The sequence below is a fragment of the Crystallibacter degradans genome (assembly GCF_012952295.1).
Lineage (GTDB): Bacteria > Actinomycetota > Actinomycetes > Actinomycetales > Micrococcaceae > Crystallibacter > Crystallibacter degradans.
In genome coordinates, this window is sequence record NZ_JABBCH010000005.1 from 1 (window position 1) to 24,255 (window position 24,255).

The window sequence follows — 24,255 nt, forward strand, 5'->3', positions numbered from 1 at the left end:
CCCGGAAGCTAAGACCCACAGCGCCGATGGTACTGCACCCGGGAGGGTGTGGGAGAGTAGGTCACCGCCGGACATCTTTTGAAAGTGAAGGGCTCCACCATGACGGTGGAGCCCTTCACCCATTTAAACGGCACATGAGATCGGTCGACCCCGTCCGATGGCCGGAGCTGTGATCCGCCGTCGTAAGTGGTATCACAGCCCAGTCAGCCGGCGGCGTTGGCGGTCTGCACTAGACTGGTCTGGTGGCACATGACGTGTTGCATCCTGACCAATAGATCAACAAATCACCAGATAAATAGAGATGGCGGCTGAAGGCTCCTTTGAGGGGTGCCAGGCCCGCACTGAGAGGAGCTCCGGCATGGCTGATTTCCGTGGTCGTGGGGAACGAGACGACAAGGGCGGTGCCGGACGAGGCAACTTCGGCGGCCGCTCAGGATCCGACAAACCTGCTAGACGTGGCGAGGGTCCACGCCGGGACAGCGAAGCACGCGGCCAAAGCGGCGCCTACCGCGGCACAAGCAATTCGGGTGGAGACCCGCGCGGCTTCCGTGCACGCGACGATCGCCGTGGCAGCAGCGGTGAAGGCGCAGCAGGTCGGGATCGATCCGGTCCTCGTCGCGAGTATGGCGATCGTCCGCGTCAGGATCGCACTGATGGTCCTCGTCGTGAGTACGGTGATCGTCCGCGTCAGGATCGCACTGACGGACCGCGGCGGGAGTACACCGATCGCCCACGTCAGGACCGTGGCGCCCCTCGCGGCTCTAGCCAGGGCGGCGAGGGTTATAAGCCTCGTCGTGAGTACACGGATCGTCCACGTCAGGATCGCGATGGCTCTCGTGGGGCTGAAGGTTATAAGCCGCGCCGTGAGTATGGTGATCGCCCGCGTCAGGACCGTACTGATGGTCCTCGTCGTGAGTACACGGATCGTCCACGTCAAGATCGTGGCGCCGAGGGCTATAAGCCGCGCCGTGAGTATGGTGATCGCCCGCGTCAGGACCGCGCTGATGGTCCTCGTCGCGAGTACACCGATCGTCCACGTCAAGATCGTGGCGCCGAGGGCTATAAGCCGCGCCGTGAGTATGGTGATCGCCCGCGTCAGGACCGTACTGATGCTCCTCGTCGCGAGTACACCGATCGTCCGCGCCAAGACCGTGGCGGTTCCCGCGGCGCTGAAGGTTACAAGCCGCGCCGCGAGTACGGCGACCGTCCGCGCCAGGACCGTGGCTCCGACCGCGGCGCTGAGGGGTTCAAGCCGCGCCGCGATGGGGAAGAGCGCTTCGGCGAACGGAAGTATGGTTCTGGCCGAGGCGATGGCCAGCCTCCGCTGAAGAATGCGCAGGATCTGCGCAGCTCTAACAGGGCCGATCGTCCCCGCTCACCCCAGATCGACGAGGACGTTACCGGACAGGAGCTGGACCGCGTCATCCGTGCACAGCTCCGGACGCTGGAATCAAAGAGCGCAGAATGGGTGGCCAAGCACCTGGTGATGGCCGCGCGGCTGATGGACGAGGATCCCGAGCTTGCGTTCCAGCATGCCCTGGCTGCCAGCCGTCGTGGCGGCCGGATGGCTCCGGTCCGCGAAGCTGTAGGACTGACTGCCTATGCTGCCGGCCATTACGGTGAGGCCCTGCGGGAGTTCCGTACCTACAGGCGCATCAGTGGCTCCAATGCGCACCTGCCCGTGATGGCGGACTGTGAGCGCGGGCTTGGCCGCCCGGACCGCGCCCTCGAGATGATTCGTTCCGAGGAAGCTACGGACCTGGACGCTGCCGGCAAGGTGGAACTGGCGATTGTGGCGTCGGGCGCACGGATGGATCTGGAGCAGCATGACGCTGCCGTGGCCGCGCTCGAGATTCCGCAGCTCGACAAGAACCGGGCATTCTCATACAGCCCCAGATTGTTCCGGGCCTACGCCGACGCACTTGAGTCCGTCAACCGTGCCGAAGAAGCCGAGCAATGGCTTCGCCAGGCGCGGCTGGCGGAGAGCGCGTTGGGTGTAGGAGAGTTTGCCGAGCCTGAAATCTTCGACCTCGTTGATGAAGATGAGGAGCCGGGAGCCCGGCGTCCGCGCGACGTGTCCAACGGACACGATGCGGTTCCGCGTGAGGCAACAGGCGTCGCCGGACCAGCTGAAGAGGCTTCAGGCCTTGTGGAAGCCGATACCGCGGGCAGCGACGTAGGACCGCGGGTTTCCGAGGCAGCGCTTGAGGACGAAGACCTCCATGAAATCGAGGACCCGGCTACAGCGGAACAGGACGTCAAGCACCCCGGAGACGAAGACTGAACCGATGTTGATTGACGGTTATGACGCTCTGCTCTGCGACTTGGACGGGGTGGTTTACGCCGGTGCCGGTGCCATAGAAGGAGCGACTGAGGCTCTCGACAGGCTGCCGGCTGCCGGCGTCAAACTGGGCTACATCACCAACAACGCGTCCCGTTCCTCCGAACAGGTCGCGGCCCACCTTCGCGAACTGGGCGCGCCGGCGCGGGCCGACCAAGTATTTGGCTCCGCGCGTGCCGGCGCCGCTCTGCTGGCAAAGCATGTGCCGCCGGGAGCCAAGGTTCTGGTGACCGGGAGCCGTACATTGGTCCAGGAAATCGAAGCTCTGGGTTTTGTCCTGGTGGACTCTGCCGACCAACGGCCCGACGCTGTCATCCAGGGGTTTGATCCTGCGGTGAGCTGGCTGGATCTGGCCGAGGCATCGTATGCGATAGCAGCTGGTGCCTTCTGGGTAGCCACCAATACGGACCTGACGATTCCCCGCGCCGAGGGGATAGCACCGGGAAACGGTTCGCTGGTGGCTGCTGTCCAAACCGCCACTGGGGCGACGCCGCTGGTGGCGGGTAAGCCTGAGGCGGCTCTCTTCACGACGGCGGCGCAAAGCCTCCAGGCGCAGACACCGCTTGTCGTTGGAGACCGTTTGGACACTGACATCCTTGGCGGCAACAACGCGGGCATGGATACGGCGGTGGTACTGACCGGCGTCGATACCCTGGAAACGATCCTCGCCGCCCGGTCAGCCGAAAGGCCGAGGTACCTGCTGGCCAACCTGGGCGATCTGTACCAGCCGTATCCGCAGGTAACTTCTGCCGATGGAATTTTCACCTGCGGCAGCTCGAGCGCTACGGTCGAGAACGGCGTTGTCCGTTATAGCGGTGACCGCAACGAGCTCGACACCTGGCGGGCCGCCTGCGCCGCATGGTGGAACACCCACCCCGAAGCGGCAGCCCCGTTCATGCCGGAGCTGGCGGCGCACGCGTCGATAGACTGAAGCAGGTCCGGCGAACAACCCTTGATGGTGGAAGGAACTGACCGATGGATCCGATGACCGACCTGATCACTTCCGATGGACAGCCCTCGCCGAAATCAGCCGTTACACAGTGGCCGGTCTCCGTTGCGTCCACCGAGGACGAGAGCGTGGATGAAATCATCGAGCCGTTGACGTCGCTGCCGCAAGTCCCGGTAACCGAACATGCTGCCGTCTTTACCTGCATGCATGATGGCCTGCTGGCTGATCTGGATGCTGGAGCAGACTGAGGCAGGAATGAAAAGACTGGATCAGGAACTGGTAGCCCGCGGACTGGCAAGGTCCCGGACCCATGCCGCAAAGCTTATCTCCGCCGGCTTGGTGAGCCGCGAGGGGACTGTCGTACGGAAGGCCGCCGCCGCCGTGGGAGCCGATGACAAGCTGGAGGTGGAGACCGGGGGCGAACCTGAATACGTCAGCCGGGCCGGACATAAACTGGCCGGCGCGCTCCGTGCCTTCCCGGCGGTAGAGCCCGAGGGCCGCCGATGCCTGGACGCCGGGGCGTCCACCGGCGGCTTCACCCAGGTGCTCCTTGAAGCCGGCGCCCGGGAGGTAGCCGCTGTCGACGTCGGCCATGGCCAGATGGTGCCGCAACTGCGCGCCGATGAGCGGGTCCATCTCTTCGAGGGCGTGAACGCCCGGTATCTAGACAGCGCCAATATCGGCGGGCCGGTCTCGCTGACGGTTGCGGATCTGTCCTTTATCTCGCTGACCTTGGTGATGGCGGCCCTCAGCGCGGCCACTGAGCCCGACGGCGACATGGTGCTGATGGTGAAGCCCCAATTCGAGGTGGGACGTGAGTCATTGGCGAGCACCGGCGTCGTTAGCTCGGAAGCCGAACGGCGGCGGGCGGTGGAAAAGGTGGTGCGCAGCGGGCTGGAGCACGGACTGCACATCAAGGGGCTGGCCCGCAGTCCGCTGCCCGGCCAGGACGGTAATGTTGAATTCTTCCTGTGGATGAAGGTGCCCGCTATGCGCGCCCCGGCTAGGATCGGAACGGAGCTTGATGCCGCCGTCCGCAACGCTATGGAACAGTATCCGGTACCGCCGGATGCGGAACAGCCCAACGAACTACCGGGAGTAAACGCATGAGCAGACGGATTCTGGTTTTGGCCCACACCGGGCGCCACGACGCTCTGGCCGCCGCCCAGGAAACGTGTGCCCAGCTCCATGCCTCCGGGCTGGTTCCGGTGATGCGGCGCAAAGAGGCGGAACACATCCGCCAGGTCTATTCCCACCTCGCGGCCCCCCTCGAGATCCTGGACGAAGACGTGAAGCTCAAGGACGTGGACCTTGGCATGGTGCTCGGTGGGGACGGTACCATTCTGCGCTCCGCCGAACTGGTCCGGGACTCCGATGTGCCCTTGCTGGGCGTCAACCTGGGCCACGTGGGCTTCCTGGCTGAAAGCGAACGTGCGGACCTTGCCCAGACCGTCCATTGGGTGGTAGAGCGCCAGTACACCGTTGAAGAACGGATGACCATCGACGTGCAGGTCTGGCTGGACAAACGCAAGATCGGCCACACCTGGGCGCTGAACGAGGCCACCGTGGAAAAGGGGGACCGCCAGCGGATGGTTGAGGTCGTCGTCGAAGTCGACGCGCTGCCCATCAGCTCCTTCGGCTGTGACGGGGTGGTGATGGCCACGCCCACCGGCTCGACGGCGTATGCTTTCTCGGCCGGGGGACCGGTGGTCTGGCCCGAGGTGGAGGCCCTGCTGATGGTCCCGATCAGTGCCCATGCGCTGTTTGCCAAACCGCTGGTGGTGGCCCCGGACTCGGTCATGGCCGTGGAATTGCTGAACCGCACGGATGCCAATGGGGTCCTCTGGTGCGACGGCAGGCGCAGCCTCGATCTGCCGCCCGGTTCCCGCGTCGAGGTAACCCGCTCTGACAAGCCGGTCCGATTGGCCCGGACCAGGCGCACGCCCTTTGCCGAACGGCTGGTGCGCAAGTTCGAGTTGCCGACCAAGGGTTGGCGCGGTCCGATCAGCGCGGACGAGGCGCAGCCGCAGACGACGCCGCTGGATACCATCCGGACGGTCGAACCGCACCACACCCCGCCCGAGGAGGAGCGTCGATGATTGAGGAAATCAGAATCAGCAACCTCGGTGTCATTACCGATGCCGTGCTGCCGCTGGGTCCCGGGCTTTCCGTGGTCACGGGTGAAACCGGTGCCGGAAAGACCATGGTGGTGACTGCGCTGGGGTTACTGCTCGGTGCCCGTTCGGACGCCGGGGCAGTGCGCACCGGTGCTTCCTCCGCCGTCGCCGAGGCGGTGGTCCGGCTTGCCCCGGACAGTCCCGCCATCGCCCGCGCGCAGGATGCCGGTGCGGATATTGAAGAGTACGACGGCGAAGCAGAACTGATGCTGGCCCGTACCGTTAACGCTGACGGCCGCAGCCGGGCGCATGTCGGCGGCCGTTCGGCTCCGGTGGGTACCCTGGCTGAAATAGGTGAACAGCTGGTGGCGGTCCACGGCCAGTCGGAACAGCTGCGGCTGAAGAGCCAGAGCGCCCAGCGGGAAGCCCTGGACAAGTTCGGCGGGCCCAAGCTGGCCAAGGCGCTGGCGGCGTTCCGCCAGTCCTATGACCGTTGGCGGCAGGCGGCCGGGGAACTGCAGTCGCTGCGGACCGAGGCCCGTGAACGGCTGCGCGAAGCGGAATCATTGCAGCTGGCCCTGGAAGAGATCGACGGCGTCGACCCCCAGGCGGGTGAAGACCTGGCGCTCAAGGCGGAGGCCACCAAGCTGGCCAACGTAGAGCAGCTGCGCGCTGCGGCACAGCTGGCGCACCAGGCGTTGATCGCGGAGGAATTCGCGGACGCCGGCGATGCGACATCGCTGGTGGACGCGGCCAAACGCTCGCTGGAGCAGGTCCAGGCGGATGATCCGGAACTGGGCAAGGCCGCGGGCCGGCTCGCAGAAGTCGGCTACATTCTGGCCGACGTTGCTGCCGATCTGGCCAGCTACTCCGCATCACTGGACAACGAAGGCCCCGAACGGCTGGCGGAGCTTGAGGCGCGCAGGGCCAGCCTCGCCGGACTCGTGCGCAAGTATGCGCCAAGCATCGACGAGGTGCTGGACTGGAGCGCAACCGCCCGCCAGCGCCTAGACGAGCTGACTGACGATTCCAGCCGGATCGAGGCGCTGGAAACGGAAATTGCGGCGCTCGAAACGGAACTCACCGAAACCGCCGGCAAGATCACCGCCATGCGCGGCAAGGCCGGCGGCGAGCTCGGCCGCAAGGTGGGCAAGGAGCTGGCGGCACTGGCCATGCCGGACGCCGAACTGCACATCCAGCTCGAACCTGCCGAGGAGCTGGGGCCACACGGGGCGGACAACATCGCCTTCCTGCTGAAACCGCACCCCGGAGCACCGCCGCGGCCGCTGGGCAAGGGTGCCTCCGGCGGCGAGCTCTCCCGGGTCATGCTTGCCATCGAAGTGGTGCTGGCCGCGGTGGATCCGGTACCGACGTTTGTCTTCGATGAGGTTGATTCCGGCGTCGGCGGCAAAGCAGCGGTGGAGATCGGGCGCCGGCTTGCCATGTTGGCCAAGTACGTCCAGGTCATTGTGGTTACGCACTTGCCGCAGGTTGCGGCCTTCGCGGACCAGCACATCCGCGTCTACAAAACCTCGGCCGCCGCGGCCAAGAATTCCGAAGGCGTTACGGCCAGCGACGTCACCTTGCTCTCGGATGAAGAGCGGGTGACGGAGCTGGCCCGGATGCTGGCCGGCCAGGAAGAATCCGAACTGGCCCGTGCCCATGCACAGGAACTGATCGAAGGGGCCAAAGGAAGCCGCTAAGCTGTACGATCGGCTGGAGGAAAAGACTTCCGCCGCCGCGGTATTGGCGGCGGGAAGCTGAGGCTGTGTCATCCAACACGAAAGGGTGGCCGTAGCGGTTCTGGCAGTCGGAGCCGTTGGAAAGGTGATAGGCTCGAATTCCGTGGTGCAGCGAACTAATTCCCGGTTTTCCAAGTCGTCCAAGACGACCAAACATATCTTCGTCACCGGTGGCGTGGCGTCTTCTCTCGGGAAGGGTCTGACAGCTTCCAGCCTCGGACACCTGCTCCGGGCGCGTGGACTCTCGGTGACCATGCAGAAGCTGGATCCCTATCTGAACGTGGATCCAGGCACGATGAACCCCTTTCAGCACGGCGAAGTCTTCGTGACCGACGACGGCGCCGAAACGGACCTGGACATCGGACACTACGAGCGCTTCCTGGACGAGAACCTGGACGGGCTGGCCAACGTGACAACAGGCCAGATCTACTCCACGGTCATCGCGAAGGAACGCCGCGGCGAGTACCTCGGGGACACCGTACAGGTCATTCCCCACATCACCGATGAAATCAAACGCCGGATGCGCCTGCCCGCCGAGGGCAAGAAGGCACCGGACGTCATCATCACCGAAATCGGCGGCACCGTCGGCGACATCGAGTCCCAGCCGTTCCTCGAGTCCGCCCGCCAGGTCCGGCAGGACGTCGGGCGCAACAACGTCTTCTTCCTGCACGTCTCACTGGTGCCCTACATCGGCCCGTCCCAGGAACTGAAGACCAAGCCGACGCAGCACTCCGTGGCGGCGTTGCGCTCCATCGGCATCCAGCCGGATGCCATCGTCATCCGTTCGGACCGTGAAGTTCCGGAGGCCATGCGGGAGAAGATCGGCCGCATGTGCGATGTTGACGTGGACGCCGTGATCGGCTGCCCGGACGCCCCGAGCATTTACGATATCCCGAAAACCCTGCATGCCCAGATGCTGGACGCATACATCGTCCAGCACCTCGACCTGAAGTTCAAGGACGTGAACTGGACCAAGTGGGACCGGTTGCTGGAGGCCGTCCACAATCCCAAGCACGAGATCGAGATCGCGCTGGTCGGGAAGTACATTGACCTGCCGGACGCCTACCTCTCCGTGACGGAGGCGCTGCGTGCCGGCGGCTTCGCCAACCAAACCAAGGTCAAGATCCGCTGGGTTCCCTCGGATGACTGTGCCACTGCGGAAGGTGCGGCCAGGTCGTTGGCCGGCGTCCACGCCATCTGCGTTCCCGGAGGCTTCGGCATCCGCGGCCTGGAAGGGAAACTGGGCGCGCTGAAATACGCCCGCGAACGCAAGCTGCCGACGCTGGGCCTGTGCCTGGGCCTGCAGTCCATGGTGATGGAATACGCCCGTAACGTGGTCGGGCTGGAGGACGCCTCGTCCACCGAATTCGACCCCGATACCAAGCACCCGGTGATCGCGACCATGGAAGAACAGTTGGACATCGTCGAGGGCAAGGGCGATCTTGGCGGCACCATGCGGCTGGGGCTCTACGAGGCTGCGCTCAAGGGCGGCTCCGTGGTGGCCGATACCTACGGCTCCACCAAGGTCAGCGAACGCCACCGCCACCGCTATGAGGTGAACAACAAGTACCGGGAACAGCTGGAAGCGGCGGGCCTCGTGTTCTCCGGAACGTCGCCGGACGGCAAGCTGGTGGAATTCGTCGAGCTGCCCAAGAAGGTGCACCCGTACTACGTGTCGACCCAAGCGCACCCGGAACTGAGCTCCCGTCCGACCCGGCCGCATCCGCTCTTCGCAGGTCTGGTTGCCGCTGCGCTCAACCACGGCAAGCCGGTCCCGAAAGCCGGAGCATAGCCATGTCCGCTGCCGGTCCGAAGGTGTTTGCCGACCAGCCTGATCCGCGCACGCTAGTTGCTTCCGAGACGCTGTACGAGGGCCGGATCTGGAACGTCGTCAGCGATACCTTCAGCCTCACCGGCGATGCCGAGGATGTCCTGGTCCGCGACTACATTGCCCACCCGGGTGCGGTAGCCGTTGTGGCCATGGACGACCGCGGCCGCATCCTGCTTCTGAAGCAGTACCGGCAGCCGGTCCGGATGTCCCTGTGGGAGATCCCGGCCGGTCTGCTGGACGTCGAGGGCGAGGACTTTGTGGTTGCGGCTGCCCGGGAGCTGGCTGAGGAAGCGGATCTCGCGGCCGGACGTTGGGACGTGCTGGTGGATTTCTTCAACTCGCCGGGCTCATCAAGCGAAGCCATCCGCATCTACCTGGCCAGAAACCTGACGGAAGTTCCCGAAGCAGACCTGCACACGCGGACGGACGAAGAAGCGGAAATCGAGCACCTGTGGGTGGATCTTGACGAGGCCGTTCAGGCTGTCATGGCAGGCCGTCTGCACAACCCATCGGCCGTGGCTGGCGTGCTTGCTGCCGCCGAAGCGTCCCGGCAAGGGTTTGAAGGACTGCGTCCGGCTGACGCACCTTGGCCGGAACATCCCTCACAGCAGAACCACCCGGCGCCGGCCGCCGGAACGGGGCAGTGAGCTTGCATGGCCGGAAGCGTGCAGGCCGCCACCACGGCCGGTGATCTAGGGGCGACGGCGCTGGGCAGGGCTATATCGGACTACCTGCTGCACATGGCGGTCGAACGCGGACTGGCGGCCAATACGGTGGCCGCCTACCGCCGGGACCTGAAGCGGTACCAGCACTTCCTGGAACAGCGGCTGGTCGATGACCCGGGGAAAATCACCAGGCATGACGTCACCGCGTTCGCGCAGGTTCTCTCCGACGGATCGGATGGTGCGTCGGCACTGAGCGTCCGTTCCGCGGCACGGACGATCGTCGCGGTGCGTGGCCTGCACAAGTTCTGGAGTCTGGAGGGGATCAGCGCCACGAATCCGGCCACCGACGTCCACCCGCCGATGCCGGGCAAACGCCTCCCCAAAGCCATCTCGGTCGGGGAAGTCACCCGGATCCTGGAAGCGGTCAGCACCGAGACGCCCGCGGGTCAGCGAGACCGCGCGCTGCTCGAATTCCTCTACTCAACCGGGGCACGGATCAGCGAGGCCGTCGGGCTCGACGTCGATGACGTGAGCGTCGAAACCATCGACGAGGGACCCGCCGTCGTACGTTTGCTGGGCAAGGGGTCGAAGGAGCGGCTGGTGCCGCTGGGATCCTTCGCTGCCAAAGCCATTGACGACTATCTGGTCCGCGCCCGGCCGGGCATTGCCGCCAAAGGCCGCGGCACGCCTGCGCTCTTCCTGAACGCCCGCGGCGGACGGCTGAGCCGCCAGAGTGCCTGGACCATCCTGAAGACGGCGGCCGAGAAGGCAGCCATAGGCCGGGACGTCTCACCGCACACGCTGCGGCATTCGTTTGCGACCCACCTGCTCGAAGGCGGCGCGGACGTGCGCGTGGTGCAGGAGTTGCTGGGGCACGCTTCGGTCACCACCACACAGGTGTACACCCTGGTCAACGCGGACACGTTGCGCGAGGTCTATGCTGCGGCCCATCCCCGCGCCCTGGGCTAGCATACCCGGGCTGCACTAGAGGAAGGATAGACTCGGCTCATGACTGAAGTGGCCGTGGCTCTGTGCTTCCTGGTGCTGGAAAAGGACGGCGGACTTGCGGTCCTGCTGGGCCACAAGAAGTCCGGCTTCGGCACCGGAAAGGTCGTCGGTGTCGGCGGAAAACTCGAGCCGGGGGAGACAGCACCGGAGGCTGCCTGCCGCGAAGTCATGGAAGAGACGGGCGTGACGGTCCGGCAGGAGGACCTGGAACCTGCGGGACGGATCCTGTTCGACTTTCCGTCACAGCCGCTCTGGAACATGGATGCAGCGCTTTTTGTCGCGCGCCGCTGGTCCGGCGAACCGGCGGAGTCCGAGGAGATAGCGCCGAAATGGTTCGGGCTGGACGCGCTGCCGCTGGGACTCATGTGGCACGACGCCGGCACGTGGCTGCCCATGGCACTCACTGGCGGGATGCCCAACTTCCGCATCGTGCTCAACGACGACAATGAAACCGCGGCCAGATTCGACCCCCTGGAACCCCTCCCATAGAGCTCGGCGCTCTGCGTAGACGCCGCACAGAGGCCCGCAACGCAGGATGCCTGCCGGAAGTACGGCGGGCATCCTGCGTTACGGGTTTTATCGGTCAGAGCGAACGCTGGTCCGGTCCGTTGTACTCGCTCAGCGGACGGATCAGGGAGTTGGCTTCGCGCTGTTCCATGATGTGTGCTGTCCAGCCGGTGATGCGGGCGGCGACGAACAGCGGAGTGAACGTCTGGGTATCGAAGCCCATCAGGTGGTACGTCGGTCCGGCCGGATAGTCCAGGTTCGGCTTGATGTTCTTCTTCTCGGCCATGGCCGATTCCAGCGCCGTGTACAGCTCGGCCAGGTCCGGCCGGTCGTAGTAGGCGATCATCTTGTCCAGGGCGGCCTTCATGGTCGGGACGCGCGAATCGCCCTTCTTGTAGACACGGTGTCCGAACCCCATGATCTTCTTCTTGGTGGCCAGGGCATCCTCCAGCCACGCCTGCGCGCGCCGGGTGATGTCCCCGCCTTCGGTGCCGATCTCTTCAAAGGTGTCCATGACGGCCTCATTGGCGCCGCCGTGGAGCGGGCCCTTGAGCGCCCCAATGGCCCCGGTGACCGCGGAATGAAGATCCGCCAGGGTTGAGGTGATGACGCGCGCCGTGAAGGTCGAGGCGTTGAACGAGTGCTCGGCGTAGAGGATCATCGAGACGTTGAAGGCTTCGATCACCTCGGGGGCGGCTTCCTCGCCGAAGGTCATGTAGAGGAAGTTGGCCGAGTAGTCCAGATCCTCGCGGGGCTCGACGACGTCCTGGCCGCGCCGGCGGCGCTGGTCGTAGGCGACAACGGCGGGGAACGCGGCGAAGAGGTCCTTGGCCTTGGCCAGGTTCGCTTCCGGGGACGAGTCCTCCGAGCGCGGATGCCTTGCCCCGATGACGCTCGCCGCAGTCCGGCACACGTCCATGGGGTGGGACGATGTTGGCAGCGTATCGATGACGGACTTGACCACCGGGTCCAGCGCCCGCCCGGAGCGCTCGTGAGCGGTAAATTCAGCCAGCTCCGCGTTGGTAGGAAGTTCGCCGTGCCAGAGCAGATAGGCAACCTGCTCGAAACTGCACTGGGCTGCCAGATCCTGGACCGGGTAACCCCGGTAGAGGAGGGAATTTGTGTCCGCGTTGACTTTGGAAATGCGGGTGGTGTCGGCGACCACGCCGGCAAGTCCCTTATGTATCTGCGGTGCTTCTGTGGTTGCTTCGCTGGTCATAGCGACTCCTTTATCAAGACAGCGATGCCGTCAGTGTTGTCCGGGTACCTGGAAGTTGAAGACCGAAGTGTCGAAGTGGTTATAAGCTTCATAATCCACCAATTCGTACAAACGTGCACGGGTCAGCATGTTTTCCACGTCGGTTTGCTGCGAACCCTTGGCCTGGATGGTGTCCAAAGTGCGTTCCGCGGCACCCATGGCGCTGCGCAGCAGCGTTACCGGATAGATGACAATGTTGACGCCGGCAGAGGCCAGTTGCTCGGTGGTGAACAGTTCGCTCTTGCCGAACTCGGTCATATTTGCCAGCACCGGTACGTCCACCGCGTCGCGGATAGCCTGGAACTCCTCCAGGCTGCGCATTGCTTCCGGGAAGATGGCGTCGGCACCCGCATCCACCAGCGCCTTGGCACGATCTTGCGCTGCCTCGATGCCGTCCACGGCCCGGATATCGGTCCGGGCCATGATCAGGAAGTTGCGATCGCGGCGGGCATCGGCGGCGGCCCGGATGCGCTTGGTGGCCGTGTCCAGATCCACCACGTTCTTGCCGTCCAAGTGGCCGCAGCGCTTCGGATTGAACTGGTCCTCGATATGGCAGCCGGCCAGCCCGGCGTTTTCGAGTTCTTGGATGCTGCGGGCCACGTTCATGGGCTCGCCGAAGCCGGTGTCGGCGTCGACGATGGCAGGTAGCTCGGTCATCCGCGCGATCTGTCCTGCGCGGGTAGCCACTTCGGTCAGCGTGGTCAGCCCGATGTCCGGCAGGCCCAGGTCATTGGCCAGGACGGCGCCCGAAATATAGACACCGTTGAAGCCCTTCTCTTCGATCAGGCGGGCCGACAGCGGGTTGAAGGCACCCGGAAACTGCTGGATGGTGCCTGAGGCCAGGCGTTCGCGCAGCGCTACGCGCTTCTGCTCGGGGGTGGTTTTGGCGTAGAGCATTTAGAAAATCCCCTTCGGTCCGGCGCTCAGGTCGATCACGCCGTCGGCCGCAGCAATGTTGAGCTGGTCCAGCTCGCCCGCGCCAAGTTCAGGCAGACGTTCGACGGCGGCGAGGAACCTATCGATCTCAGCCTCCTCGACCAGGCGGTTGCCGTTCTGGCCGGCAGCCAGCGTGCGCAGTTTATTGATGTACTGCTCGCGGGCAAACGGGCGGGCACCCAACGGGTGGGCGTCGGCAACGGCAATCTCATCGACAATGGTGCTGCCGTCCTTGAGCGTGATCTCCACGCGGCCCCCGAAGGCCTTTTCGCTGATGTCCAGCGAATGGTAGCGGCGGGTCCATTCCTGGTCTTCTTCCGTAGTCACCTTGTGCCAGAGGTCCACGGTGTCGGAACGGCCGGCGCGTTCCGGGCTGTAGGAATCGACGTGGTGCCACTTTCCGTCCTGCAGGGCGACGGTGAAGATGTACGGGATAGAGTGGTCCAGCGTTTCCCGCGAGGCCTTCGGATCGTACTTCTGCGGGTCGTTCGCACCGGAGCCAATGACATAGTGTGTGTGGTGCGAGGTGTGGATGACAATCTTGTCCACGTTCGCCGGGTCCGTGGCTTCCGGGTGCTCAGTGTGCAGCTTGCGGGCCAGGTCAATCAAGGCCTGTGCCTGGTATTCGGCCGAGTGCTCCTTGGTGTAGGTATCGAGGATGGCTCGCTTGGCTTCCCCGTCGGCGGGCAGCGGCACCTCGTAGGCGGCCTCCGGACCGTCGAGCATCCAGGCAATCACACCGTCTTCGCCTTCGTAGATCGGCACCGGCGAGGTCTGCCCGCGCATGGCCCGGTCAACGGCTTCCACGGCCATCTTGCCTGCGAAGGCCGGTGCGTGGGCCTTCCAAGTGGAAATCTCGCCCTTGCGGGACTGGCGGGTCGCCGTCGTCGTATGCAGGGCCTGGCCCACGGCCTGGAAGATGGTTTCGACGTCGAGACCCAGCAGGGTGCCGATGCCGGCTGCGGCGGACGGGCCGAGATGGGCGACGTGGTCGATCTTGTGCTTGTGCAGGCAGATGGCCTTCACCAGATCCACTTGGATTTCGTAGCCGGTGGCGATCCCGCGCACGAGCTCGCGTCCGTTGGCGCCGGTGTGCTGCGCGACGGCGAGAATGGGCGGAATGTTATCGCCCGGGTGGGAGTACTCGGCGGCGAGGAAGGTGTCGTGGTAGTCCAGTTCGCGCACGGCGACGCCGTTGGCCCAGGCCGCCCACTCCGGCGAGGTCTTGCCGGCCACGCCGTAGATCCCTGCTCCGTTGCCGTTCACCGAGACCGGATGGCTCAGTGCCTGGGAGCGGGCAGCAACGATCGGGCCGCGGTTCAGCGAGGCAACAGCCACGGAGGCGTTGTCGATGATGCGGTTGATGACCATATCGGTCACGTCGTCGCTGACTTCCACCGGATCGACGGCGACCTTGGCGATCTTGTAGGCAAGCTGGTCCTGCCTCGGAAGGTTCTCTTCACTGCGGTAGACACGGACTTTATGGTTGACGGTCATGAGGCTGTCCTCTCGGCTGACGGTTGGGTGGTTTTGAGATGTTCAAGGCTTTGGTACAGATGTACTGCGGTGGCCGCGGCAGCGAGCTGCCCGTCCCCGGCGGCGATGGCCCCGGCGATGTTGGCGTGCTCAGTGGCTGCTGCCAGCAGGCGTTCGGGATTGTCCTTGGCCAGCCGGCGGATCCGGACCAGATGCACCCGCAGGTTTTTCAGGGCCTGCAGCAGGTAGGCGTTGCCGATGGCTTCGTCAATGGCCCGGTCCAGCCGGCCCACGAGTGCGTAGTAGTCATGGCGGGCCGGATCATCCCCGCGCAGTAGCTGGGCCGCCGAGGCGAACTCCTGCTGCAGGCGATTGAAGACGGACGGATCCCCACGCCGTGCCGCCAGAGACGCGGCCTGGCACTCCAGCGCGGTGCGGAGTTCGAAGAGTTCGGCAGCGGTATCCAGCGAGATGGCTGTGACGACGACGCCGCGGCCGCTGTGCGGGGCAGCCAGGCCTTCGGCAGTCAGCCGTCCTAGCGCTTCACGCAGGGGAGTGCGGGAGACCCCGAGCCGCTCGGCCTGTTCCACTTCGCCGAGGACAGTGCCCGGCGGCAGCCGCCACTCGACGATGTCTTCGCGCAAGGCCCAATAGGCACGTTCGCTGGCACGCATTGGCACCTCCCGTTCTGCAGGTCGTGGTGAATTCGACTACAGCACCAGTGTATACACAGCAGGGCGGGAATCAAGGGTTCATGGGAATTTCTTGGTGAAACAGCGCAAAAATGTATACAGAGGTCTTGTTTGCCGCCGGTTTGGACCGATAGTATGGCGAGCATCACATCGAAGCTTCGAAAGGGATCAGCGTGGACAGTTACCGCACTATGTACGAGGCCAGTTGCGATGAGCCGGAGAAGTTCTGGCTGGACGCAGCCTCGGCCATCCAGTGGGACCAGGCGCCTGCCCAAGCGCTCGACAATGGCAACCCACCGATCTACCGCTGGTTTCCGGACGGCGAGCTCAACACCAGCGTCAACGCCCTGGACCGCCATGTTGCTGCCGGCCGCGGCGGGGATACCGCCCTGATCTATGATTCGGCGATGCTGGGGCTGCAGCGCAGCTACACCTATCAGGAAATGCTGTCCGAGGTAGAGCGCTTTGCGGGGGTGCTGCGCGGCCGGGGAGTGGGGCGCGGCGACCGGGTCATCATCTACATGCCCATGATTCCCGAGGCCGCCGTGGCCATGCTGGCGGTAGCCCGGCTCGGTGCGATCCATTCAGTGGTGTTCGGCGGATTTGCGGCACAGGAACTCGCCGCCCGGATTGATGATGCACGCCCCTCGGCCATTGTGACCACCAGCGGCGGAATCGAACCGTCGCGCAGGATCGAGTACCTGCCGGCGGTCGCCGAGGCCATCGCGCTGGCAGGTCACACCGTTGCCGATGTGATCGTCAAGGCACGGGAAGGTTTCAAGTACGGCGTCGAGGACTTCATGGCCGCCGGCACCGTATGGCATGACTGGGACGCGCTGGCGGCAACAGCCGAGCCGGCCGGGCCGGTATCCGTCAAGGCGACCGATCCGCTTTACATTCTCTATACCTCCGGCACCACCGGGGCACCAAAGGGCGTGGTGCGGGACAACGGCTCCCATGCGGTGGCCATGACGTGGTCGATGAAGAACATCTACAACGTTGGCCCGGGCGACGTCATGTGGACCGCATCCGACGTCGGGTGGGTGGTGGGGCACTCCTACATCGTTTATGGACCCCTGATCGCCGGGGCCACCACAGTGCTGTACGAAGGCAAGCCGGTAGGTACCCCGGATGCCGGCGCATTCTGGCGCGTGGTCCAGGACCATCGTGTGGATGTTCTCTTTACCGCCCCCACTGCGCTGCGGGCCATCCGGAAGGCTGACCCGGCCGCCGAGCGGGTCAAGGACTATGACATCTCCTCCCTGCGGACGCTGTTTGCGGCGGGGGAGCGGTTGGATCCGGAGACCTACGAGTGGATTTCGGCTGCCCTGCAGGTGCCAGTGATCGACCACTGGTGGCAGACGGAGACCGGCTGGGCGATCGCCGCGAATCCGCTCGGCGTGGAACAGCTTCCGGTCAAGGCCGGATCGCCCACCGTGCCGGTGCCGGGGTACCGGCTGGAAATCGTCGACGCCGGCGGGCAGCCGGTGCCGCCCGGCACTGAAGGCAACATCGTGCTGCGGCTGCCGCTGCCGCCGGGAACCCTGACAACGCTGTGGGGCAACGACGAGCGGTATATCCGGTCCTACCTGGATATCTTCGACGGGTACTACACGACGGGGGACTCAGGCTATCTGGACGAGGACGGCTATCTGTTCGTGATGGGCCGCACCGACGACGTCATCAACGTCTCCGGCCACCGGCTTTCCACCGGGGCCATGGAACAGGCCGTGGCGCGGCACCCGGTGGTGGCCGAATGCGCCGTCGTCGGTATCGCAGATGACCTCAAGGGGCAGCGTCCCAGCGGGTTTGTGGTGCTCAAAGCCGGGAGCGAGATGGAGCAGGACCAGCTTCAACGGGAACTGGTGGACCTGGTGCGCTCGCAGATCGGGCCGGTGGCGGACTTCAAGGAGATACGGATCGTGGCCGCACTTCCGAAGACGCGGTCAGGCAAGATCCTGCGCAAAACCATGCGGCAGATCGCCGACGGCGAGGCGTACACGGTGCCCTCCACCATCGAGGATCCGCTGGTGATTGACGACCTGGTGCGCCTGCTGCGTTCCTAGCCCCGCGCTCGCCGGCATCACGCCCGGCGCCAGGTGTATTCGAATTCCGGGCGCCCCCGCGTGCCGTAGCGGGGAGACCGGACGGCAGCGTTCTGCTCCGCAAGGTGCTCCAAGTAGCGGCGTGCGGTCACCCGCGACATACCCAGCTGTTCGGTAACCTCAACCGCCGAGATGGGGGACTGGCTGCTTTTCAGCAGCGTGATGACGCTTTGCAGGGTCTCTTCGGAAAAGCCTTTGGGCAGGGTGGCCGCGGCCGGGGTGCGCAACGCGGCGAACGCGCGGTCCACAGCCTCCTGGGTCGTGGCGCTGCCGTGCTGGGCTAGGCTGTCCCGGAACTGCCGGTAGTGATGGAGTTTGTCGCTGAAGGCAGCAAAGGTGAACGGCTTGATCAGGTACTGCGCAATGCCGGAAGAAATCGCCTTGCGGACAATCGGCAGCTCCCGGACCGCGGTCACGGCGATGATTTCCACGGGTAGGCCGGAACCGCGGATTCTGCGCAGGATGTCCAGTCCGTGCATATCCGGCAGGTTCATGTCCAGGAGCACCAGATCGACGGCGACGGCGGACTCCTTCTGCCGTCCGGGGGACAGCCCGAGGAACCCCAGGGCCTCCGAACCCGTGCGCGCCACACCGGCGAGCTGGAAGCCAGCGATCCGCCGGACGTACTCCGCGTGGGCTGCGGCTGCCACGGATTCGTCTTCGACCACGAGGACGCGGATCGGATCAGGCATTCGTGCCTCCTGTTTCCTCGCCCGTGGCCGGCCGGACCGGATGCAGCGGCAGCGACACGGTGAATACGGCGCCTTCCTCATTGTCCACGGTCAGTTGCCCGCCCAATCTCCTTACGGCTTGGCGCACCAGGGCCAGGCCCACGCCGCGGCGCCTGCCGCCGTCGGCCTTGGAGCTGAAGCCAAGGCTGAAAATGTTTTCCAGTTCCGATTCCGGAATCCCCGGCCCACTGTCGTGAACCTCGATCCATAATTCTTCGGAGGTGCTGAGGAAGTCTATCGAGACTTCCCGGTGCTCCGCCCCGGAGACGGCGTCAAAGGCGTTATCGAGCAGGTTTCCAACAATGGTGACAAGCGCGGCCGGATCGAGGCCGGCGCGGGCACCGGCGGGCACCGTCTCGGCGCCGAAGGCCGTGTCCGCCGTGATGTTGAGCTCGATGCCGCGCTCATTGGCCTGCGCTGCCTTGCCCACCAGCAACGCAGAGATGAAGGGTTCGTCGACGGCTGAGACCACCTTGTCGGTCAACTGCTGCGACTGCTGCAGGTCGCGCGCGGCGAATTCGATCGCATCGCTGTCCCGTCCCAATTCGATCAGCGACACGATGGTGTGCAGCCGGTTGGAGTGCTCGTGCGTCTGGGCCCGGAGCGCGTCGGTGAGGGTGCGCATGGACTCGAGCTCGCCGGCCAGGGACTGGACCTCGGTCCGATCGCGCAAGGTCGCCACCGTTCCCAGCGGCGCGGCCGGTTTTGCGGCACGGCTTCCTGCCGCGGCACCGGCGGTCCGCGTCCGCTGCGGCGGCCGCACGGCAGGGTCCTGGCTGACCACCAGCACCTGGTCGTCGGTCACGAGCACCTCTTCCCGCGCAACGCGGCCGCTGAGCAGCAGCTCTTTCAAGGGCTCCGGGATCTTCAGGGCGGCGATGTCCAGGGCGGGGCCTCCCGGCGGTCTGGGCGGCAGGTTCAGCAGCCGGGCCGCCTGATCGTTGTAGAGCACCAGCTGTCCGCCGGGATCGACCAGGACCACGCCCTCACGGACCGAATGCAGGACCGAATCGTAAAAGATGAAAATTCTGGACAGCTGCTCCGGGCCCCAGCCCAAGGTGGCCCGGTTCAGGTAGCGGCTGAGGAGCCACGAGGCCACCGACGACGCCGCCATGACGGCCACGGCAGTGAGGATCACGAAGGGGAGCCGGGCAGCAATGGCCACCGAGACATTGGTGACCGTGACACCGGTGGCCACCATGCCATGGACGGTGCCGTCCTCGTCCTGGATCGGCACAATCGCCCGGACCGACGGGCCCAGCGTGCCGGCAACTGTTTCGGTCCAGATCTCGCCCCTGAGCGCCTGCTCGGTGCTGCCGATATACGTTCTGCCTATCTCGCCGGGATCCGGATGGGTGAAGCGGGTCCCGTCGGGGGCCATGATCGTGATGAAGTCCACCGAGGCATCGTGCATGATGTCGCGTGCATACGGCTGCAGGGCCGAGGTCGGATCGGGCGACTGGACCGCTTCGAGGACAAAGGGGCTGGCTGCGATGGTCACGGCGACGGAGCGCATGCGCTGCTCGGCGCGGCTGTAATTCTGGTCCCGCGCGTCGAGGAACAAAACCGTAGCCACCACTGCCGTCAGCACCGTCAGGAAAATGAGCTGGCCGGCGAATATCCGCGCCGCGAGGCTCCAGCTCTTCATGCGATTTCCTTTCGGTCTGCGAACAGTATGAACGTAATGGTGATGACAGTCACTGTGACCGGCAACATGGTTTCGAACGCTCCGCCAGCCCCGGCGGCACCTCATCTTCCAAAAGGAGTAACCCATGGCATCGACGCTGAAGGTTCCCCAGACTAAGCCAAAGCCCAAGAAGGACAAGACGCACTTTCTCTACATCGCGGTTATCGTAGCCGTTGTGCTCGGTGCCGTGATCGGCTTGGTCGCACCTGACTTCGCCCAGTCGCTCAAGCCCATCGGCACCGCGTTCATCGGACTGATCAAGATGATGATCGCCCCGGTCATCTTCTGCACCATTGTGCTGGGCGTCGGTTCCATCGCCAAAGCCGCTACGGTCGGCAAGGTCGGCGGCATGGCCCTGGGATACTTCATGATCATGTCCACCTTTGCCCTCGGGCTCGGCCTGGTCGTCGGCAATCTCATCCACCCGGGCGAGGGCCTGGATATCTCGGGCACCGGCTACGAGGTGGAAGCCACCGAGAGCCACGGCACCGTGGACTTCCTGCTGGGGATCATCCCCACGACCCTGCTGTCCTCGCTGACGGCAGGCAACATCCTGCAGACCCTGTTTGTCGCGTTGATCGTCGGCTTCGCGCTGCAGAAGATGGGCCCTGCGGGCAAGCCGATCCTGCGCGGAATCGGACACATCCAGACGCTGGTGTTCCGCGTCCTCATCATGGTCATGTGGCTGGCTCCGATCGGTGCTTTCGGTGCCATTGCAGCAGTTGTCGGCGCCACTGGGGTCCAGGCCATCATCAGCATGGCCACCCTCATGATTGGCTTCTACATCACCTGTGTCCTCTTCATCGCCGTGGTGCTGGGCCTGATCCTGAAGCTGTGCACCGGAGTCAATATCTTCAAGCTGATGAAGTACCTCGGCCGCGAGTACCTGCTGATCTTCTCCACTTCGTCTTCCGAGGCCGCGCTGCCCCGCCTGATCGCAAAGATGGAACACTTGGGCGTTTCCAAGCCCGTGGTCGGCGTGACGGTTCCTACCGGCTACTCCTTCAACCTGGACGGCACCGCAATCTACCTGACCATGGCAGCTCTCTTTGTGGCCACAGCGATGGGCAAGCCGCTTGAGCTCGGGGAGCAGATCTCGCTGCTGGTCTTCATGATCATCGCTTCCAAGGGTGCTGCCGGTGTTACCGGTGCCGGCCTGGCGACCCTTGCCGGCGGCCTGCAGAGCCACCGGCCGGACCTGGTCGACGGCGTGGGTCTCATCGTCGGCATCGACCGCTTTATGTCCGAAGCCCGCGCCCTGACCAACTTCACCGGCAACGCCGTGGCCACCGTGCTGATCGGCACCTGGACGAAGGAAATCGACCGCCCCAGGGTGGACGAGGTTCTGGCCGGACGGATTCCCTTCGACGAAGAGACGATGAACGCCGACCACGCGTCGGAAGAGATTGCCGAAGACCTTCCGGAACCCGTCCGAGAGGCCGTGGAACCGGCACGCGTTTCAGAATTGGCCGTCTCCCGCCAGTAGTAGTTCTGCCCCACAGAGCCCGCGACCTGGGTTCGTCCACGACGGCGGTACGTGCCTTCCCAGCGCGTGCCGCCGTCGGTGTTTCGCCGTAGGGTCCTGACGATCCGGCCGTTTCCACAACGGTCAGGGAGTGTAAACCTTAGACCTCTACTTGAAGCTAAAGGCTCGCCGGTGACGCATGGCATATTCGGGAAATGACAGCATCGTGACTGTAACCTTGTCTGGAAGAAGAACAGCCGCGAAACGATGGAAGCTGGGATAGATACGTGAGTAGCGAACAGGGTTCGACGACTCTGCAGGAAGCGGAAGACGCGGTCATGGGCCCCACCGGCCGGCCGCTCACTGAATTTCCCGAGCCACCCGTGCTGACTTCACACGGACCTGCCCGGATCATCGCCATGGTCAACCAGAAGGGCGGCGTCGGCAAGACCACGTCGACCATCAATCTGGGCGCCGCGCTGGCCGAGGCCGGACGGCGTGTCCTGCTGGTGGATTTCGATCCCCAGGGAGCCCTTTCCGCGGGGCTGGGCACTAATCCGCACGAACTGGACCTCACCGTTTACAACGTGCTGATGGACCGCAAGGCGGACATCCAGGAAGCCATCCAGAGCACCGACTTCGAAAACATCGATCTCCTGCCCGCCAACATCGACCTCTCCGCGGCGGAAGTCCAGTTGGTGAACGAGGTCGCCCGTGAACAGGTGCTGGACCGGGCGCTGCGCAAGGTTGAAGATGATTACGACGTCATTCTGATCGACTGCCAGCCCTCGCTGGGCCTGCTCACCGTCAACGCCCTCACCGCCGCGCACGGCGTGATCATTCCGTTGATCTGCGAGTTCTTCGCCCTGCGGGCCGTGGCACTGCTGGTGGAGACCATCGAGAAGGTCCAGGACCGGCTGAACCCGCGCCTGCAGATCGACGGCGTGCTCGCCACCATGTATGACGCCCGCACGCTGCACAGCCGCGAGGTCATCGGCCGGCTGCTGGAGGCCTTCGGCGACAAGGTTTTTGAGACCGTTATCAAGCGCACCATCAAATTTGCCGACGCCACGGTAGCCGCGGAGCCGATCACCAGCTATGCCGGCAACCACGCGGGGGCCGGGGCCTACCGCCAGCTGGCCAGGGAGCTGATCGCCCGCGGCGGCGCACCCTGATGACTGACGCGGGACCGGCGGCGGAAGCGCCGGCGGAACCGCAGGCCGAGGGCCGCCCCGGTTTCGAAGTCCGGCTGGACAATTTCACCGGCCCCTTCGACCTATTGTTGGGCCTGATCTCCAAACATGAGATGGATATCACCGAGGTTGCACTGGCCCGTGTCACGGACGAATTCATTTCCTATACCCGTCGTCTGCGGGAGTCCGGCCAGGACTGGGCGCTGGACGAAGCCAGCGAATTCCTGGTTATCGCCGCAACCCTGCTGGATCTCAAGGCAGCACGGTTGCTGCCCACCGGCGAAGTGGAGGACGACGAGGACATCGCCCTGCTCGAAGCCAGGGACCTGCTCTTTGCCCGGCTGCTGCAGTACAAGGCGTTCAAACAGATTGCGGCGCTGATGGGTCGCCGGCTTGAAGAGGAAGCCGCCCGATACCCGCGCCAGGTCAGCCTGGAGCCGCAGTTCGCCGCGCTGCTGCCTGAGTTGATCTGGCGGACGTCCCTGGCGGACTTCGCCAAACTGGCGGCCAAGGCGCTGGAGCCGAAAGCGCCAAAGCCCACGGAGGTGGGGCTGGCGCACCTGCATGCTCCTGCCGTCAGCGTGAAGGAGCAGGCCGCGATCATCGCGGAGCGGCTCCAAGACGGCGGGCCGCTGTCCTTCGGGGCGCTGACGGCGGATGCTGCCGACACAACAGTGGTGGTCGCCCGCTTCCTGGCCCTGCTGGAAATGTTCCGCGACGCAGTCATCGCCTTTGACCAGGCGTCACCGCTGGGGGATCTGACGGTGCGCTGGACAGGCCCCGAACGGGACTGGAGCACCGAACGGCTCAGCGAGGAATACGATGACGTGCCGGTGCCCGCGGCCGTCCCCGGGGACGGACCCGAGCCAGCCGAGGCCGGAGAGGAGGGGGCAGGATGACTGACGGTGCCGACGCCGCGCCGCTGCCCGCAGACGAACCCGGCGCGGATCTACAGTCCCTCCCCGGCGGGCCTCGAGCTGCCCTCGAAGCCGTACTGATGGTCATCGACGAGCCGGCCACCGACGTCGAACTTGCCACCGCCCTGGGCCTGCCCGTAGCCGCAGTCCGGACGCTGCTGGAAGAGCTCCAAAGGGATTACGACGGCGGGGGCTCACCTGACGGCACACCCCGGGGCTTCGAACTGCGCAGCATTGCCGGCGGCTGGCGGATCTTCTCACGCAGTGATTTTGCCGACATCGTATCCGGCTTCATTCTGGAGGGGCAGACTGCCCGGTTGACCCAGGCCGCGTTGGAGACGCTGGCTGTGATTGCCTACCGCCAGCCGGTGTCCAGAGCGCGCGTTTCGGCCATCCGCGGAGTGAATGTGGACTCGGTGGTGCGGACCCTCGTCCAGCGTGGTCTGATTGAGGATGCGGGCACGGATCCGGAGACAGGAGGCCTCCTGTACCGGACCACCTCGTATTTTCTGGAAAGATTGGGTATAGGAAATGTTTCCGAGCTGCCCAAACTGGCCCCGCACCTGCCGGGCCTGGAAAATTTGGCAGACATCGACGATTCCGATATCTAAGACTGACTATCGCTAGTTCTAAGG

Annotated in this window: 22 protein-coding genes and 1 rRNA gene; 17 read left to right on the forward strand and 6 right to left on the reverse strand. The window is 64.8% G+C overall.

Translation table 11 applies throughout. From position 1 onward, the window contains the following. From rrf to HGO92_RS10305, 12 genes are all read left to right on the forward strand, one after another. Positions 1–73: ribosomal RNA gene (gene rrf / locus HGO92_RS24735) — 5S ribosomal RNA — on the forward strand; the annotation flags it as partial. 382 nt (positions 74–455) lie between these two features. Beyond that, positions 456–1,328, forward strand: a complete 873-nt coding sequence (locus tag HGO92_RS10255) for a hypothetical protein (RefSeq protein WP_169994465.1) — start codon at positions 456–458, stop codon at positions 1,326–1,328. Between the two features lie 140 nt (positions 1,329–1,468). Continuing rightward, on the forward strand, positions 1,469–2,284 hold the full coding sequence (locus HGO92_RS10260; protein ID WP_346768914.1) for a tetratricopeptide repeat protein: 816 nt from the start codon (positions 1,469–1,471) through the stop codon (positions 2,282–2,284). A 4-nt stretch (positions 2,285–2,288) separates the two neighbouring features. Beyond that, a complete protein-coding gene (locus HGO92_RS10265) occupies positions 2,289–3,272 on the forward strand; it encodes an HAD-IIA family hydrolase (RefSeq protein WP_169994467.1) in 984 nt (327 codons plus the stop codon). A gap of 44 nt (positions 3,273–3,316) precedes the next feature. Further along, a complete protein-coding gene (locus HGO92_RS10270) occupies positions 3,317–3,538 on the forward strand; it encodes a hypothetical protein (protein WP_169994469.1) in 222 nt (73 codons plus the stop codon). Positions 3,539–3,545: 7 nt separating this feature from the next. After that, complete coding sequence (locus tag HGO92_RS10275; RefSeq protein WP_169994470.1) at positions 3,546–4,400, forward strand: TlyA family RNA methyltransferase; 855 nt, start codon at positions 3,546–3,548, stop codon at positions 4,398–4,400. Next, positions 4,397–5,389 (forward strand): NAD kinase, encoded by a 993-nt coding sequence (locus HGO92_RS10280; RefSeq protein ID WP_169994472.1) that lies wholly within the window; start codon positions 4,397–4,399, stop codon positions 5,387–5,389. The genes HGO92_RS10275 and HGO92_RS10280 overlap by 4 nt, the downstream gene beginning before the upstream one ends. Further along, complete coding sequence (recN, locus tag HGO92_RS10285) at positions 5,386–7,110, forward strand: DNA repair protein RecN (RefSeq protein ID WP_169994474.1); 1,725 nt, start codon at positions 5,386–5,388, stop codon at positions 7,108–7,110. The genes HGO92_RS10280 and recN overlap by 4 nt, the downstream gene beginning before the upstream one ends. A gap of 124 nt (positions 7,111–7,234) precedes the next feature. Next, positions 7,235–8,941, forward strand: coding sequence for a CTP synthase (gene pyrG / locus HGO92_RS10290; protein WP_169994476.1), 1,707 nt, complete (start codon positions 7,235–7,237; stop codon positions 8,939–8,941). Positions 8,942–8,943: 2 nt separating this feature from the next. Continuing rightward, a complete protein-coding gene (locus tag HGO92_RS10295) occupies positions 8,944–9,627 on the forward strand; it encodes an NUDIX domain-containing protein (RefSeq protein ID WP_169994478.1) in 684 nt (227 codons plus the stop codon). A gap of 6 nt (positions 9,628–9,633) precedes the next feature. After that, the gene (gene xerD / locus HGO92_RS10300) at positions 9,634–10,614 is read left to right on the forward strand and encodes a site-specific tyrosine recombinase XerD (RefSeq protein ID WP_169994480.1); all 981 of its coding nucleotides are present in this window, start codon (positions 9,634–9,636) and stop codon (positions 10,612–10,614) included. A 39-nt stretch (positions 10,615–10,653) separates the two neighbouring features. Continuing rightward, a complete protein-coding gene (locus HGO92_RS10305) occupies positions 10,654–11,142 on the forward strand; it encodes an 8-oxo-dGTP diphosphatase (protein WP_169994482.1) in 489 nt (162 codons plus the stop codon). Between the two features lie 94 nt (positions 11,143–11,236). Here the strand turns inward: HGO92_RS10305 and HGO92_RS10310 are convergent, their stop codons facing one another. From HGO92_RS10310 to HGO92_RS10325, 4 genes are read right to left on the reverse strand one after another with little or no spacing between them, the layout of a single operon-like run. Then, positions 11,237–12,379: a bifunctional 2-methylcitrate synthase/citrate synthase gene (locus HGO92_RS10310; protein WP_169994484.1), complete on the reverse strand. Its 1,143-nt coding sequence runs from the start codon at positions 12,377–12,379 to the stop codon at positions 11,237–11,239. A 30-nt stretch (positions 12,380–12,409) separates the two neighbouring features. Next, positions 12,410–13,315 (reverse strand): methylisocitrate lyase, encoded by a 906-nt coding sequence (gene prpB, locus HGO92_RS10315; RefSeq protein WP_169994486.1) that lies wholly within the window; start codon positions 13,313–13,315, stop codon positions 12,410–12,412. Continuing rightward, complete coding sequence (locus HGO92_RS10320; RefSeq protein ID WP_169994488.1) at positions 13,316–14,851, reverse strand: MmgE/PrpD family protein; 1,536 nt, start codon at positions 14,849–14,851, stop codon at positions 13,316–13,318. It lies immediately after the preceding gene. Next, positions 14,848–15,504, reverse strand: coding sequence for a GntR family transcriptional regulator (locus HGO92_RS10325; protein WP_169994490.1), 657 nt, complete (start codon positions 15,502–15,504; stop codon positions 14,848–14,850). Before HGO92_RS10325 ends, HGO92_RS10320 begins: the two co-directional genes overlap by 4 nt. A gap of 167 nt (positions 15,505–15,671) precedes the next feature. Between HGO92_RS10325 and HGO92_RS10330 the strand changes: the two genes are divergently transcribed. Continuing rightward, positions 15,672–17,588, forward strand: a complete 1,917-nt coding sequence (locus HGO92_RS10330) for an acetate--CoA ligase (protein WP_346768929.1) — start codon at positions 15,672–15,674, stop codon at positions 17,586–17,588. Between the two features lie 17 nt (positions 17,589–17,605). Here the strand turns inward: HGO92_RS10330 and HGO92_RS10335 are convergent, their stop codons facing one another. Further along, the gene (locus HGO92_RS10335) at positions 17,606–18,319 is read right to left on the reverse strand and encodes a response regulator (protein ID WP_169994492.1); all 714 of its coding nucleotides are present in this window, start codon (positions 18,317–18,319) and stop codon (positions 17,606–17,608) included. After that, on the reverse strand, positions 18,312–20,006 hold the full coding sequence (locus tag HGO92_RS10340; protein ID WP_169994494.1) for a sensor histidine kinase: 1,695 nt from the start codon (positions 20,004–20,006) through the stop codon (positions 18,312–18,314). Before HGO92_RS10340 ends, HGO92_RS10335 begins: the two co-directional genes overlap by 8 nt. Positions 20,007–20,130: 124 nt before the next feature. Here HGO92_RS10340 and HGO92_RS10345 point away from each other — a divergent pair, with 124 nt between their 5' ends. The 4 genes from HGO92_RS10345 (at position 20,131) to scpB (ending at position 24,231) form a co-directional block, all read left to right on the forward strand. Further along, entirely contained in the window at positions 20,131–21,531 is a 1,401-nt protein-coding gene (locus tag HGO92_RS10345) for a cation:dicarboxylate symporter family transporter (protein ID WP_240974557.1), read from the forward strand. A 266-nt stretch (positions 21,532–21,797) separates the two neighbouring features. After that, positions 21,798–22,685, forward strand: a complete 888-nt coding sequence (locus HGO92_RS10350) for a ParA family protein (RefSeq protein WP_139007443.1) — start codon at positions 21,798–21,800, stop codon at positions 22,683–22,685. After that, entirely contained in the window at positions 22,685–23,602 is a 918-nt protein-coding gene (locus tag HGO92_RS10355) for a segregation and condensation protein A (protein ID WP_169994496.1), read from the forward strand. Before HGO92_RS10350 ends, HGO92_RS10355 begins: the two co-directional genes overlap by 1 nt. After that, complete coding sequence (scpB, locus tag HGO92_RS10360; RefSeq protein ID WP_169994498.1) at positions 23,599–24,231, forward strand: SMC-Scp complex subunit ScpB; 633 nt, start codon at positions 23,599–23,601, stop codon at positions 24,229–24,231. The genes HGO92_RS10355 and scpB overlap by 4 nt, the downstream gene beginning before the upstream one ends. Positions 24,232–24,255 lie beyond the last annotated feature (24 nt).